The 14,883-nt window shown below is 45.6% G+C and carries 12 protein-coding genes; 3 read left to right on the plus strand and 9 right to left on the minus strand.

Annotated features, from left to right (window positions below):
- Position 1: 1 nt before the first annotated feature.
- Together AC0OMA_RS17330 and AC0OMA_RS17335 are read right to left on the minus strand one after the other, a co-directional pair.
- Entirely contained in the window at positions 2-739 is a 738-nt protein-coding gene (locus tag AC0OMA_RS17330) for an ABC transporter permease (RefSeq protein ID WP_015384679.1), read from the minus strand.
- Positions 740-1,645 (minus strand): ABC transporter ATP-binding protein, encoded by a 906-nt coding sequence (locus tag AC0OMA_RS17335; protein ID WP_080030692.1) that lies wholly within the window; start codon positions 1,643-1,645, stop codon positions 740-742.
- Between the two features lie 285 nt (positions 1,646-1,930).
- On the opposite strand from AC0OMA_RS17335, the gene rsbQ reads away from it, so the two are divergent.
- Positions 1,931-2,740: a sigma factor SigB/phosphatase RsbP regulator RsbQ gene (gene rsbQ, locus AC0OMA_RS17340; protein ID WP_015384681.1), complete on the plus strand. Its 810-nt coding sequence runs from the start codon at positions 1,931-1,933 to the stop codon at positions 2,738-2,740.
- A 35-nt stretch (positions 2,741-2,775) separates the two neighbouring features.
- Positions 2,776-3,987, plus strand: coding sequence for a phosphoserine phosphatase RsbP (gene rsbP / locus AC0OMA_RS17345; RefSeq protein WP_322839840.1), 1,212 nt, complete (start codon positions 2,776-2,778; stop codon positions 3,985-3,987).
- A 53-nt stretch (positions 3,988-4,040) separates the two neighbouring features.
- Here the strand turns inward: rsbP and ganB are convergent, their stop codons facing one another.
- The 7 genes from ganB to lutR form a co-directional block, all read right to left on the minus strand.
- On the minus strand, positions 4,041-5,330 hold the full coding sequence (gene ganB / locus AC0OMA_RS17350) for an arabinogalactan endo-beta-1,4-galactanase (RefSeq protein WP_181220151.1): 1,290 nt from the start codon (positions 5,328-5,330) through the stop codon (positions 4,041-4,043).
- Between the two features lie 79 nt (positions 5,331-5,409).
- Positions 5,410-7,428 carry a beta-galactosidase GanA gene (gene ganA / locus AC0OMA_RS17355; protein ID WP_181220386.1) on the minus strand — a complete coding sequence of 673 codons (2,019 nt, stop codon included), beginning with the start codon at positions 7,426-7,428 and terminating at the stop codon, positions 5,410-5,412.
- A 63-nt stretch (positions 7,429-7,491) separates the two neighbouring features.
- Positions 7,492-8,343, minus strand: coding sequence for an arabinogalactan oligomer ABC transporter permease GanQ (ganQ, locus tag AC0OMA_RS17360; protein ID WP_080344230.1), 852 nt, complete (start codon positions 8,341-8,343; stop codon positions 7,492-7,494).
- Positions 8,344-8,346: 3 nt separating this feature from the next.
- Positions 8,347-9,603 (minus strand): arabinogalactan oligomer ABC transporter permease GanP, encoded by a 1,257-nt coding sequence (gene ganP, locus AC0OMA_RS17365; RefSeq protein WP_047183217.1) that lies wholly within the window; start codon positions 9,601-9,603, stop codon positions 8,347-8,349.
- A gap of 39 nt (positions 9,604-9,642) precedes the next feature.
- Entirely contained in the window at positions 9,643-10,908 is a 1,266-nt protein-coding gene (gene ganS / locus AC0OMA_RS17370) for an arabinogalactan oligomer ABC transporter substrate-binding protein GanS (protein WP_327830367.1), read from the minus strand.
- A 134-nt stretch (positions 10,909-11,042) separates the two neighbouring features.
- Positions 11,043-12,041, minus strand: a complete 999-nt coding sequence (gene ganR / locus AC0OMA_RS17375) for a galactan degradation operon transcriptional regulator GanR (protein ID WP_015483716.1) — start codon at positions 12,039-12,041, stop codon at positions 11,043-11,045.
- A gap of 181 nt (positions 12,042-12,222) precedes the next feature.
- Positions 12,223-12,945 (minus strand): L-lactate utilization/bacilysin biosynthesis transcriptional regulator LutR, encoded by a 723-nt coding sequence (gene lutR, locus AC0OMA_RS17380; protein WP_474222290.1) that lies wholly within the window; start codon positions 12,943-12,945, stop codon positions 12,223-12,225.
- A gap of 227 nt (positions 12,946-13,172) precedes the next feature.
- Between lutR and lutP the strand changes: the two genes are divergently transcribed.
- Entirely contained in the window at positions 13,173-14,864 is a 1,692-nt protein-coding gene (gene lutP, locus AC0OMA_RS17385) for an L-lactate permease LutP (RefSeq protein ID WP_100505839.1), read from the plus strand.
- Positions 14,865-14,883 lie beyond the last annotated feature (19 nt).

Below are 14,883 nucleotides of genomic sequence, written 5' to 3' on the forward strand. Positions count from 1 at the left end.
ATTACACCGCTTCTTGTTTTCTTCTTATATATTTAGATAGTAGCATGAAGAGCATCATATAAGCGATTAATATCAGAATATTTTTCCAGGTCGGACTCCCACCCCGGACAAGTTCCCACGCTCCGCTCCCGAAATGATAAGACGGAAGCCACTGCCCAATGTTCTGCATCATGTCAGGCATGACCTCAAATGGCATCCACATCCCTCCGCCTAAAGCCAGCAGCATATAAAGCACATTACTGATTCCGGCCGCTGTTTCTACTTTTCTCATGAGGCCGATTAGTGTGCCTAATGCTAAAAAAGGCAATGCGCCAAACAAAATCCACAGTCCGCTCATCATCCATTCAAACGGTGACAAGGCAATATCATTGATGATTGCGCCGAACAGAAATATGACGGTAATCGATAAAACGTGAATGACACTTTGGCCGATCATCTGAGCTGATAAATAGATATGATCCTGAAGAGGCGTAAGGCGGATAAAGGCGGCCCAGCCTTGTGACCGTTCTTGTACCATTCGGATGCCAAGCGTCATGATAGAGGAACCCATCACGCTGAAGACTGTCATCGACATCAGGTAATGGGCTTCCCATGCACGTTGATCAGGGACGTTGGTATTCACTACATTTGTAAAGAAATAATAAAAGGCAATCGGCATGATCAGAGACCAAAGCACAAAGTACTTGTTCCTAAGCACCCTTTTCATTTCAGCGATGCTTTGCTTTTGCAGCATGTTCACTCACATCGCCTCCCTGTTGCCGTCAGCCAGCTGGCGAAATGCCTCATCGAGCGTCGCTTGCTCAATTCGAATATCTCGTGCTGGGATGTTTTCTTGAAAGATCAGCGCCAACACTTTGTCTGTATTTGATGTCTGGATGATGGTTCTCTCATGCTCGTGGATCACTCTCTCGACTTCCGGGTGACAAGACAGCCTTTCCAATGATTCACTTGGATGAAGCGTAAAGGAAACAGACTGTTTTTGAATTCTTGAGCGGATTTGCATTGGTGAGTCGTCTGCAACAAGCTGTCCTTCAGTAAAAAATAGGATTCGCTGTGCGGCATCGTCTGCTTCTTGTAAATAATGAGTTGAAAAAATAATCGTTTTTCCTTGGTCCGACAGTCCGTGAATGGTCTGCCAGAATCGGTGTCTTGATGAAGTGTCCATGCCGACTGTCGGTTCATCAAGTATAAGCAGCTCCGGGTTCCCGGCAAGAGCCAAAGCAAAGCTCAAACGGCGTTTTTGTCCGCCGGATAATTTTTCTGCTCTTGTTTTCAAATCTTCTTTGGTGAGTGCTGTTAACGAAACGAGTTCTTTTATGGACAATGGATTCGGATAATAGCTCCGGAAGAGTTCAAGGATTTCATCCACCTTAAGGCCCGGCATGACACTCACTTCCTGAAGCATTACACCTATTTTTTCACGAACCTGTTGATCATCAGGAACCCCGTTAAATAGTTTGATTTCTCCCTCACTCGGTTTCAGCAATCCTAATATCATAGAGATGACGGTCGTCTTCCCTGCCCCATTTGGCCCGAGAATGGCTGCAATTTCTCCTTTTTCAATACTGAAGCTGATGTTGTTTACAGCGGTTTTTCGCTGGAAATGTTTTGTCACGTTGCTTACTGTTACTGCTTCTTTCATCACATGAGCACCTCCTGATCGTTTACATTGATTGTAAAATGACGGAGAAGACGATGTTAGTATGGGGTGTCATGATGATGGAGTGACAAATGTCATTTTCTTTCTCACCGCCGGTGTCTAGGCAATCCTCCTCCTGCATCTTCCAATTCATCCATCTTTTCTATCTCCCATGTCCTCTTTCTTTTAAACTGCTGTGACATTCATAGAAAGATACACTCTTCAAACCATCCGAGTGTTATGATAGACATATTGAACTTTATATTACTTTCCGGCTGAAAGGAGCCAATCATGAACGAAGCGATTTTGTCTAGAAATCATGTGAAGGTGAAAGGCAGCGGCAAAGCATCTATCATGTTCGCACCTGGTTTTGGATGCGATCAAAGCGTGTGGAATGCCGTGGCACCTGCCTTTGAAGAAGATCATCGGGTGATTTTATTTGATTACGTCGGTTCGGGACATTCAGATTTGCGCGCATATGACCTGAATCGTTACCAGACACTTGACGGCTATGCCCAGGATGTTCTTGATGTTTGTGAAGCTTTAGATCTGAAGGAAACCGTGTTTGTGGGGCACTCCGTCGGGGCCTTGATTGGGATGCTTGCATCCATCCGCCGCCCGGAGCTTTTTTCCCATCTGGTGATGGTGGGGCCTTCTCCTTGCTATTTGAATGATCCGCCTGAGTATTACGGAGGATTTGAAGAGGAGCAGCTCCTTGGCTTGCTGGAGATGATGGAGAAAAATTATATCGGCTGGGCAACTGTATTTGCGGCAACCGTTCTGAATCAGCCAGATCGGCCTGAAATTAAGGAAGAGCTTGAAAGCCGTTTTTGTTCTACTGATCCTGTCATTGCCCGCCAATTCGCGAAAGCGGCGTTTTTTTCTGATCACCGAGAGGATCTTTCGAAGGTAACGGTTCCCTCTCTTATTCTCCAATGTGCAGATGATATCATCGCACCTGCAACAGTAGGTAAGTATATGCATCAGCATCTGCCATATAGCAGTCTGAAACAAATGGAGGCTCGCGGACATTGCCCTCATATGAGCCATCCAGATGAGACGATACAGCTGATCGGCAATTATTTAAAAGCACACGTGTGATATAGGAACGAAAGGGATAGAGGTGACCCTCTTAGATGGACAAACAATTGAATGATGCACCATGCGGTTTCCTCGCTTTGTCAGAAGAGGGGTCGATCATAGCTGCCAACCGTACCCTTATCAAGATTCTGGATTATGAGCCGGAGCAGGTTATCGGCCAGCATATGAATATGATGTTGACCATTCCCGCACAGCTTTTCTGCCAGCTTTATTTTTTTCCGCTTTTGAAATTAGAGCATCACATCGAAGAAATATACATTTCCCTGAAAGCTAGAGATGGAGAAGAAATTCCCGTCCTTATCAATGCTATTGCGAGACACGGTAGCGAGGCTTCTGTCTTTGATTGTGTTCTGATTCCAATGCGAAAGCGAAATGAATATGAAAATGAGCTGCTGATAGCCAGAAATGAGGCTCAGGAAGCTTTGCTTGCCAAACAGAAAGCCAATGCGGAGTTAGAAATTGCCTTGGAAACGCTGAAAGCAAAACAAGAAGAACTTCTTGAGATCAATAAACAAAATCAACAATTTAAATTAAACACCAAAAGAGAGCTTGAACTCGCCAGAAAGATCCAGAAAAACTCGTTGACTGAACCGATTGTAAACGATCAGGTTCAGATTGACTCTTATTACAATGCATCGAGTGAATTGTCAGGTGATCTTTACGGATATTATCAAATCGATGAACACCGTTACGGCATTATTATCCTTGATGTGATGGGGCACGGAATTTCATCTGCATTGATTACGATGTCTCTTCATCCTTTGTTCCAGCGTCAGATCACGCAAGGTCTCAGCCCCGTTAAAGTTATGAAGGAATTGGACCGGCACCTTCACAGCTTGTTTCAAAATGATGAGGAAGCAAGACATTATTGCACTGCTATTTATCTCGAGATTGATATAGCACGGCAAAGAATTGATTATGTCAACGCAGGGCATCCGCCGGCACTTTGGCAGGACGATAGCGGAACACAACAGCTGCTTCACGCGACTTCGCCTCCGATCGGGATGTTTGAAGACTTAGAGTTTCAGTCAAGCAGCCTTTCATACACGGAGGATGGAAGATTGCTTCTGTATACGGATGGCGTGATGGATCCTACGGCTTCATGTTATTTATTTGATTTACTAAAGGATCATCCTGATTCGCCAATCGCTGACCTGAAGGAGAAAATCCTTACATCACTGCAGCATCAAAAGGAAGCTCATCATAAGAGTGATGACGAATGTTTTATATTAGTTGATGTAAAATAAAATGATCCATGAGACATAACAATGATTTGTTACATCTCATGGATTTTTTTGTTTCAGCGTTTCTTTGGAATATGTCCTGACTCCGCATATTGAAACACTTGCAAGGAAGGCAGCGGGTGTCCATTAAAATCAAATAAAGCTTGATTATCTACAGCACTTCCCCCATACCACTTCCCGGCGTCTTCAGGATCGTATTCAGCAGCATAGCTGGAGGCCCACCCTGACCCGTATGTTTCCCATAACACTTTGTTTTTCTCTATCTGTGTCTTCGGCCCGACTGGAATCCACGCCGGCTCCCAGTAGAAAACACCAAGTCCTGCTTTGCCCGTATTCGCCACTGCCTCCATTACATCTCTTACTGCAGTTGCCTGGCCTTGAACAGAAATTGGATATGGCAGCGTCTGCCCGCTTTTTGGTGCTGTATTTCCATGCCCATCGCCATCCTCAGCGGTATAGGTGTACGATGTCTCCGCCACCATGACTTTTTTGCCGTACGTATTGGCAACAGCCTTCAGCACGGAGGTCAAATTTTGTAATGTGCCATGCCAGAAAGGATAATAGGAGCTCGCAAACACATCATAATCCACTTTGTTTTTGCTGAGTGTTTCCGCAATAAATGAATACCTTCCAGCCGTTTCAGGATTGGTAAAATGCAGGGCGACCAAAATATTTGAATTTGTCTCCCTGACCGCTCGGCTTCCTTCATTAAATAATTGGCACATCTTCGTCCAATCAGTCTCACCGGCAAATCCTCCTGTTGTTTCATTTCCAACCTGAACCATGCCGATGTCAACGCCTTCCTTGATCATCTTTTGCAGGCTTTGTTGCGTATACTCATAGAGCTTTGCTTTTTTTGCTTCAAAGCTGAGATTCGCCCAGGCTTTGGGCACCTTTTGTTTCGCTGGATCGGCCCAGAAATCAGAGTAGTGAAAGTCGGCCAGCACCTTCATTCCGTTCGCTGTCGCTCTTTTTCCGATTTCGATGGCTTTTTGAACATCATTGTTCCCCCCGCCATACCCATTGCCATTTGAATCATACGGGTGATTCCAGATTCGGACGCGAACATAGTTGACCCCAGCCTGTTTTAATGTTGTAAAAATGTCCTGGCGTTTTCCGCTTGTATTGTAAAAGGTGACACCGCTATTTTCCAAAGCAATAACGCTGGACACATCTGCCCCTTTGATAAAGTCCTTGTTCATTCCCTCTACTTTTTCAACAAAAAGATCCTCTGCCCGAAGCTCTGATACGTGCTTCTCCTTCTCAATAGCAGCGGCATATCCTGTTGAACTACATGCACTCCACACCATGGCAGCCGCAAAGAACATTTTCACTTTGCTTTTCATGATTTCATCCCCCTAATACTTAGTGAGCGTTTTCATTCTATAGAAAAAAGAATCCGCCCATATCGAGCGGAGCATCAGCCTAATGTGTGTTTACGACAATTCTCACTTCATACTTTTCCATCGTCAGGTCGCCTGACAACATGTCTCCTGTCATTATGTCCTTCACACTCTGATCAAACGTGACCAGCTGTTTTTCTTCCGTAAAATTCATGACAAAAATATAATCATTGTCCTGATCCTGCCTCGCTTGTACGGAGACGCCTTTTCCGTGCCGAACCGGAAAAACTGGAGAAAGACACAGGTCTGTGATCAGACCCTCATAGAAATCACGCTGAAATTGATCCTCCAAACGCGCGCCGATAAAATACGCCTTGCCCTGCTGATACTCATGGCTTGTGACCGCTGGCGTGCGCGCATAAAAATCTTCTTGATACACCGCTTCCACTGAAGCTGTCTTTACATCCATCACGGTTGCATAATCCTTCATTTCATATATTTGGCTGCGGTAGCTGACAGCGTTTCGATCCTTCGGATACAGGGTGTCCGTTTCAAGAGGCTCAACTCCAAATATAGCTTGAAGATCCGGATGCCATCCGCCTGTGTATGTTAAGTCATGCTCATTCACAATCCCGCTGATATACGTCATGACTAAGGTGCCGCCGTCAGCCGTAAACGCTTTTAAACGGGAAATGGTGTCCTCGCTGATTAAATACAGCATCGGGACGATCAGCAGTTTATATGGTGAAAAGTCTTGTTCTTTCGTGATGACGTCGACAGGGATATCGTGTTCCCAGAATGTGCGGTAATGCTGCTGAAGCGTTTGCGGATAACGTTTTGTCGCCTTCGCAAACCCCTGAGCATCCTCGAGCGCCCAATGATTTTCCCAGTCATATAAAATCGCGGTTTGAGCCGGCCTCTTCGTTCCGACAACTTCGGACAGCCGTTCCAATGTCTCGCCTACCTTGGCCACTTCTTGAAAGACGCGGTTCTTCGGGCTATTGTCATGATCCACAACCGCTCCGTGTAATTTTTCTGATGACCCCCGTGATTTGCGGTATTGGAAATAGAGAACGCTGTCCGAGCCGTGGGCAATCATTTGCATGGATGACAGCAGATTCATGCCCGGGCGCTTTGCCTTGTTGACGTTATGCCAATTGACCGCGCTTGGCGTACACTCCATTAATAAGAAAGGCTGCTGCTTCAAGCTTCGGTACAGGTCGTTGATAAAACCGACCTTCATCGCCAAATCAGCTGTGCTTTCCCAGTCATTGTGCCAGACAGGATAAGCGTCCCAGCTGATGACATCGACATGCTTTGCAAATTTGCTGTAGTCGAGGCCCTGATACGGGATCAAATCCGGTGTGTCAGCCATAAAATTCGTTGTGATAGGGATATCAGGCGTCAGTTCTTTCAGCGGAATGATTTCATTTTTATAAAACGAAATCGTTTGATCGGTGACGAACCGGCGCCAATCTAAATTCAGGCCATGCAAGCCATTTTCACCGATCGGCGAAGGGCTTTCAATTTGTGACCAGTCATTGAACGTATGGCTCCAAAAAGGGGTCCACCACGCATTATTCAATGTCTTGAGGCTGTTGTCATATTTCGATTTCAGCCACTCCCGGAAAGCATGCTGGCATAGATCACAGTGGCAATCTCCCCCGTATTCGTTTGAAATGTGCCACATTAACAGCGCCGGGTGATGTCCGTATCGTTCTGCTAATAAGCGGTTGATATGCCGTGTCTTTTCTCGGTAGACTTTAGATGTGAGGCAGTGGTTGTGCCTTCCGCCGTGCAGCTGTTTGACGCGGGAGGCATTGACGCGCAAAACTTCCGGATAAGTTTGCGACAGCCAGGCCGGACGGGCTCCGCTCGGTGTTGCTAATATGACCCGGCCGCCTATACTGTGAATCCGCTCAAAAATATCATCCAGCCATTCAAATTGATATACGCCCTCCTCCGGCTCAAGTGCGCTCCATGCAAAAATGCCGACAGAAAACGTATTCGTATGAGAAAGCTTCATCAGCTTGATATCATCGGCTAAAATATCGGGCCGATCCAGCCACTGATCGGGGTTGTAGTCTCCCCCATGGAGCATAAATTTTGCTTTTGTTACGTGCGTTTTTTCAAGCTTTGACATTACATTCTCCTCCTTGTTCTTTTAGCCCTTCGTTCCGCCTGCGGTTAATCCGGACACAAAATTCTTTTGCAGCATGATAAAGATGACGGCAACCGGTATGCTGATAAGCAGGGCTCCGGCCGCAAATGTCGTATAGCTGGCCCCCATGACATCATTCACTAAATTGAATAGACCGACGGGCAATGTATATGATTCAGGCGTTCTCAATATGGTTGAGGACAACACAAAATCTCCGAGCGGACCGGTAAAGCCGTTCATGGCTACGACTGCCGCCATCGGTTTTGATAATGGCAGAATGATCTGGAAGAAGATTCTGGTGCTGCTGGCTCCGTCAATCTTGGCGCTTTCGTCTAAATCCATCGGAATGGAATCCATGTACCCCTTCATCAAATATGTATTCATAGGGATCAGGCCGCCGATATAAAGCAAGATTAGCAGCCAGTGGCTATTGATCATTCCCAAGATTTGCGCCAACACAAACAAGGCAATTAAAGCTGAAAACTGAGGAATCATCTGCAGCAATAAAAAGAGCGTTAAAGCGTATTTCCTGCCTTTGAAGCGAAAGCGCGAAAACGCATAGGCTGTAAACGTCACACAGAGCAAAGACCCTGCCATTGTAAACAGGCTGATCTTCATTGAGTTGAGATACCACTGCACATATTGAAGGCTTTCTTTGCCCGCAAATAATGCTTTGTAATGGTCGAATGTTGGATGCTTCGGAATGATGGATGTACTGATTAAGCTGTTGCCAGGGTTAAAGCTTGCGCCTGCCGTCCAAAGGAGAGGATAAACAATGATGACCGCCATAAAGGCTAACAACAAGTAAGAGAAAAGGAGACGGATATATTTCCTGACCTTCATATCTGCCAGCATGCCTTATGCCTCCTCTTTAAAAGACTTTGTCTTTCTGAACTGCCACAATGCGATGGAGATAACAAATACAGATAATAAAATGGTTAAAGCCGCAGCAAGTGAATATTGGCTTGACTGCATTGTCAATTTATAAATCCATGAAACGAGGATATCTGTCCCGCCGGCTGTTGATCCGGTTACAGCCGGACCTCCGCCATTGAATAGATAGATAATATTAAAGTTATTAAAATTAAACGTAAACTGGGTAATGATAATCGGAGCCATTGCAATGAACACCATCGGAAGCGTGATGTATCTCAGCTTTGAAAAGACAGAAGCGCCATCTATCGTAGCTGCTTCATACAGATCGTCCGGGATGGATTGCAATACGCCTGTTGAGACGAGAAAGATGTACGGAAACCCAAGCCAGCCCTGCATGAGAATCAACGCAAGCCTCGACCAATTGGCATCTGTCATCCACGGAAGCGGATCTATCCCGAAGAAAGCCAAGATGTCGTGATTCATCGCACCGAAGCTATCATTAAACAGTCCCGCAAAAATTAAAATTGTCACAAAACCGGGAACGGCCCATGGCAAAATCAGAATCGTCCGGAAAAAACGTTTAAACCGAAGGTCTTTCTGGTTAACAATGATCGCGAGAAAAATCCCCAAGCTGACTTGCAGTGTGGATGCAGCAAGTGTCCAAACCACCGTCCAAGCCAGTACATCAAAAAAAGTCGACCTCCAAATATCAACTGTGAAAATATTTGCGAACGTTTGAAAACCGACCCAATCAATTAATTTTGCAGGAGGAGAATGATACAAATCATAGTTTGTAAACGCTAATGCAAAGCTGAATAAGATAGGAAAGATCACGGCGAAAATTAAAATAAACAAAGATGGGCCGCTGACGACATATGGATAGCCCTCAGAAATGATATGCTGGTATTGTTCCTTTAAGGAACTTAATGGCTTGTTTTCATCACGCTGTTTTCCGCTTTGGAACGCATCGCGAAGATTCACGTAATACACCGCAAGGCCAAAGCAGGTCACGATGACAGCAATAATCCCTTCCGCCAGCAGAAAAACGGAATTATCCCGCGGCACTTCTGTTCCCAGTGTAAAGATTCCCCAAAACCCCATACTGAGCAGATCTCCAAAGACCGCAAAAAACGATGCGCCTAAGAAAAGAAAGACAATACCTTTTATCCATTGCTTGTTATAAAATTGCCCGAGTCCCGGAATGATAGAAAGCAACAAAGCGACTTGACGATGCTGCACCGTTTTCACCTCTCTTACAATACAAATCTAGCTTTCTCTTTATTTTCCGCTGTGCTTTGCCTTAATTTGTCCTTTGGCCGTTTCAGCTGCTTGGTCCAATGCTTGTTTCGGATCTGCCTTCCCTGTTGCAACCGTCTGTAATGCTGAATCAGCCGGCGTCCATATTTCATTCATTTCCGGAATATTTGGTGTTGGCTCTGAGAAACGGGATTGTTCAGTAACAGCCCGTGCCGCCTCGCTTTTCATAATAGCCGGGTCATTGGCTAGGGATTTCACAGCAGGAACTTCTTTCGTTTCTTCATATCGTGTTTTAGAATTTTTTTCATTTGCCAGGAAAACGGCTAATTCTTGCGCCAGCTCTTCATTCTTTGAAAATGCACTAACGTTGTAGCTTTTGACGCCGATAAAGGAGCTCATGTTTTTCCCATTTTCCAGCTTCGGCAGTTTCGTAATGCCATAATTGATTCCTGCTTTCGAAAAAGCTTCTACATTCCATGGACCAGAAATAATTGCGGCGGCTTTTCCTTCTGTGAACAGCGATTCCAATACGTTAATCCCTTGTTCTCCAATAATGCCAGCCGGGAACAGGCCATCTTTGTAAAACTTCTGAATCAGCGCCGCACCTTTGACAGCTCCTTCATTATTGATTCCAATGTCTGACGGGTTATAGCTCCCATCTTTGGCCTTTCCAAAAATGTATCCGCCATATCCGCTCATCACACTTTCTGCATAATAAATTTGATCGAATAGGGCTAAAAAGCCAAATTTGCTGCCATCAGCAGTCTTTTTGGAATAGCCGTACCACTCTTCCAGTGTTTTGGGCAATTCCTTTTCGGAGATGAGATCTTTGTTGTAAAAAAGCACAGTCGTTTCGACCGCTTTTGGCAGACCATAAAGCTTTTGATCTACCATTTGAGACTGAATGGAAGCGTCAGTATAAAGTGATTGAACGTCTTTTTTGACATGTAATTCCTTGAGTAGTCCTTCCGTGACAGCGGTTCCGATTTGATCCCCTGGCATTGTTAACACGTCAGGGCCTGTGCCGGCCGGCCCGTCCATTCGCAAATCTTCAATCTGCTTGGCATACGGTTTTTCAACGACTTTGACCTTCACATCATGCTCTTTTTCAAACGCAGCAACTGCGTCTTTAATGCCGATGCTCTTTTCTTTATCCTCCCATACAACAAGCTCTGACCCTTTTGAACTCGATTTGGCGCCGCTGCTTTCCTTTGGGCCGCAAGCCGCCAAGGATAAACTGACAGCTGCGCAGAGCATGAATACGGAACACTTTTTTGCCATTTTCATTGATTGTCACCCTTTCGGTAGGAATGAAAGCGCTTTAAATATAATATAGCACGCCTGAAAAAATGTGTAAACAAACTATTTACCTCTTTAAGTAAATTTTTTTACCTAATAAAAAATGACTTAGTTGTCCTAAGTCATCCTTCATTCATACTCTTCCTGACGATTAATTCCGCGCCCACATATAATGTTTTTACCGTTCTTCTCTTGTCCTGCACTTGTTCAAGCAGTAATTGAACAGCATTTTTACATAATTCATGTATATCAATATGAAACGTCGTCAGAGGAGGCGAGACATACTTCGCGAAGCTGATGTTGTTGATACTCACAATGCTTACCCTGTTTGGTATGGCAATTCCTTTTTCGTTCAGGGCTTGCAGACAGCCCACTGCAATCGGGTCCGCTGCAATCATAAAAGCAGTCGGAAGCTGATCGCCTAATGTGTCGATCGCTGCTGACATCAGGCGGTAGCCGTTTTCTACAGAGAATCCGCGATGACAAAAAATATAGCGCTCGTCCAGCATGGCTTTTTCCCTCATATAGGATCTGAAGGTTTGTTCACGGATGTCCATTTCATCCTGATTGGTATTCGGATTTTTGTATGTGCCGCCGATAAAACCGATGCTCTTATGTCCCTTCTCAGTCAGGATGTTTACCGTCTTCCTTGTCATTTGTGCCAAATCGGGCCTTACCGAGTCAAAATGATCGGGATCAGGAGTTGAATCGATGAACACGCCATTTTGAGTGAGATTTCTGAGGAAAGCCAGCTCTTCATCTGAAAATGTGCCAACGGCAATAAACCCTTCCGTATGTTCAGGAATGCGCTCGATTCCATCCGCTATTTTATAAGTGGTCATATCGACATTGAATGCTTTCGCCAGTTTCTCTACTTCTAATCTCATCGTTTTAAAATAGACATCTTCTAATTCTTCTTTATCTGTCAGCCAATATAAAAACGCAATATGTTTCACCAGCGGCCTTACTGTTTTTTTGCGGTAATTGAGCTTTTCCGCCGCTTCATAGATTTTCTCCCGTGTCTCATCAGGAACAGAGAGGCTTTCATCGTTATTTAAAACGCGGGAAACGGTTGAGATTGAAAATCCCGCTTCCTGCGCGATATCTTTAATTGTCGCCATTGCATCTGCCTCCATTATTCAGCTCGCATTGATTTAGTAAAATATTTTACTTTCTTTTTCACAAATGTCAAGTGCACAAAGCTCTCTGGCTGCCTCATGTAAAAAGACTGAACCATTTGCGGCTCAGTCTCAGTTGTTCGTATCATTCGGAACCGGCGGAATTGCCCGGGAAATGAGTTGGTTATTGCACATTTTCCTCGAAATATCCCGAAAGCACATCTTCCACATTCGTCAAATGCGCCAGCATGGCGGCTTCCGCCTGTGCACCGTTCCCTGCAGCCACAGCATTGTAAATCCGTTCGTGCTCCTCATACAGCCGCTGAACGGAGGTCTTCTTGGAAAACAGCCAGATTTTCCTCGTTTCCCTCATTGTTTCCAGCAGCAATGATGACACGTGATTCATCAAGTGTTTAAGAAGTTCATTTTGAGAAGCGTCCGCAAGCGTAAGATGAAATGCAAAGTCTGCTTTCTCTCCCAGCTCCCCGTCCGCTTCAATGCTGCCCATTTCCTTTAGTGCATCCTGAATTCTTTCGAGATCTGCTTCTGTCCTTTTTTCAGCCGCTAGTGAAGCCACGCCGATTTCAAGCAGTTTTCTGACCTCGAGCAGCTGCTTGACGTCCTCTTTTTTCATCAGAAGGGCGGCTGAGAGCGGCTGAGAAATTTGATTGAGCTCAAATTCCTTCAGATACGTGCCTTCTCCCTGTTTCATTTCGACAAGCCCCATCGCCTTTAGCGCAGAAAGTGCTTCGCGAACCGCTGAACGGCTGACTTGAAAGCTCTCAGCAAGCGCCTGAACAGAGTCCAGTTTATCCCCCGGCTTCAATTCGCCGTTTTTGATCATATCTAATAGTGCATCCGCTACTTCTTCATATATTTTTTTTGTTTTAATCTGTTTGTATTTCAATGCAATTCACCCCGTAACTTGTAGGTCTGGCTGTTTACGATCTATTATACTCTGTTTTGTGGGCCGCCAAAAGATTTTGACTATTTTGTCAAAAAGTCTTGTACTTTGATTTTTTTCAAAATATAATGCTAGGTAACTGGTCTTATTACCCAGTCATCAGATGATCATATCATCTATAGAAACCGCTTACATATGGCGCCAGTTTATGTTTCAAGGAGGGGTTTGGGATGCAATGGACACAGGCATATACGCCTATAGGGGGAAATTTGCTATTATCAGCGCTTGCCGCACTTGTACCGATTATTTTCTTTTTTTGGGCACTCGCGATTAAACGGATGAAGGGGTATACAGCAGGCTTGGCCACATTGGGGATCGCCCTTATCATTGCTGTATTGGTTTATCGGATGCCGGCGGAAAAAGCGCTGATGTCCGCGACACAAGGAGCCGTATACGGATTGTTGCCGATCGGCTGGATCATTGTGACGTCTGTTTTTTTGTATAAAATCACTGTGAAAACGGGACAGTTTGATATCATTCGCAGCTCTGTTCTCTCGATTACTGATGACCGACGGCTTCAAGCTCTCTTGATCGCTTTTTCATTCGGGGCTTTTTTAGAAGGGGCAGCAGGCTTTGGAGCGCCGGTCGCCATTTCTGCCGCGCTGCTGGTCGGTCTCGGCTTTAATCCTCTTTATGCTGCGGGGATCTGTTTGATCGCCAATACGGCGCCGGTTGCCTTTGGGGCGATTGGGATTCCAATTACAGCCGTAGAAGGGCCGACAGGGATTCCGGCGATGGAGATTTCGCAAATGGTCGGGCGGCAGCTGCCGTTTTTATCCGTATTTATTCCTCTTTATTTAATCATCATCATGAGCGGGTTCAGGAAAGCCTTGGAGATCTGGCCGGCGATTCTCGTATCCGGTGTTTCCTTTGCTGTTGTTCAATATCTCAGTTCCAATTTTTTAGGGCCTGAGCTGCCCGATGTTTTGTCAGCTCTTGTTTCAATGGCTGCGCTTGCTGTGTTTTTGAAATGGTGGAAGCCGAAAACAACATTCCGGTTTGCCGGTGAACAAGAGTCGGCCGCCTCAATTGAAACGGCGTGCACAAATCCGGCGGCGCCTGCATACAGCGGCGGACAGATTTTTAAGGCTTGGTCGCCATTTCTGCTGCTGACGGCGATGATTTCCGTATGGGGCATTCCATCTGTCAAATCTGCACTAACCGGACATTATGAAGGCTCTGCGGTGTTCTTGAAGTGGCTGAATGCTGTTGGAGAAAAATTGGCTTTTGCCCCCGGTGTGCCTTTTTTGAACAATCAGATTGTCAATGCTGACGGTACACCGATTGAGGCGGTTTACAAGCTTGAGGTACTTGGTTCAGCCGGCACCGCGATATTGATTGCCGCAGTGCTGTCAAAGTTCATCACGGCGATTTCGTGGAAAGACTGGGGAACCGTTTTTAAAGAAACAGTCCAGGAATTGAAGCTTCCGATTTTGACCATCGCTTCTGTCGTTGGTTTTGCCTATGTCACCAACTCCTCGGGAATGAGCACGACACTCGGGATGACACTCGCGCTGACAGGTTCGATGTTTACCTTCTTTTCGCCCGTTCTCGGCTGGCTCGGCGTCTTCATTACCGGCTCGGATACTTCCGCCAACCTGCTGTTCGGCAACCTGCAGAAAGTCACCGCATTATCAGTCGGCATGGACCCCGTTCTGTCTGTGGCCGCCAACTCTTCAGGCGGTGTCACAGGAAAAATGATTTCGCCGCAGTCGATTGCGGTGGCGTGCGCCGCGGTAGGCCTCGCTGGAAAGGAGTCAGATCTTTTCCGTTTTACGATTAAACACAGTCTGTTTTTGCTGCTGCTCGTTTGTATCATCACCTTTTTGCAGCATCACGTATTCAGCTGGATGATTCCTTAAAAAAATCCTCCCGTCTAGG

The sequence above is a fragment of the Bacillus sp. AMCV2 genome (assembly GCF_056033925.1).

Bases quoted from the DNA above. Each gene is read 5' to 3' on its own strand.
- rsbQ (WP_015384681.1), top strand. From the start codon at position 1,931: ATGAACGAAGCGATTTTGTCTAGAAATCATGTGAAGGTGAAAGGCAGC.
- rsbP (WP_322839840.1), top strand. From the start codon at position 2,776: ATGGACAAACAATTGAATGATGCACCATGCGGTTTCCTCGCTTTGTCA.
- ganB (WP_181220151.1), bottom strand. From the start codon at position 5,330: ATGAAAAGCAAAGTGAAAATGTTCTTTGCGGCTGCCATGGTGTGGAGT.
- ganA (WP_181220386.1), bottom strand. From the start codon at position 7,428: ATGCTCCATGGGGGAGACTACAACCCCGATCAGTGGCTGGATCGGCCC.
- ganQ (WP_080344230.1), bottom strand. From the start codon at position 8,343: ATGCTGGCAGATATGAAGGTCAGGAAATATATCCGTCTCCTTTTCTCT.
- ganS (WP_327830367.1), bottom strand. From the start codon at position 10,908: ATGAAAATGGCAAAAAAGTGTTCCGTATTCATGCTCTGCGCAGCTGTC.
- ganR (WP_015483716.1), bottom strand. From the start codon at position 12,041: ATGGCGACAATTAAAGATATCGCGCAGGAAGCGGGATTTTCAATCTCA.
- lutP (WP_100505839.1), top strand. From the start codon at position 13,173: ATGCAATGGACACAGGCATATACGCCTATAGGGGGAAATTTGCTATTA.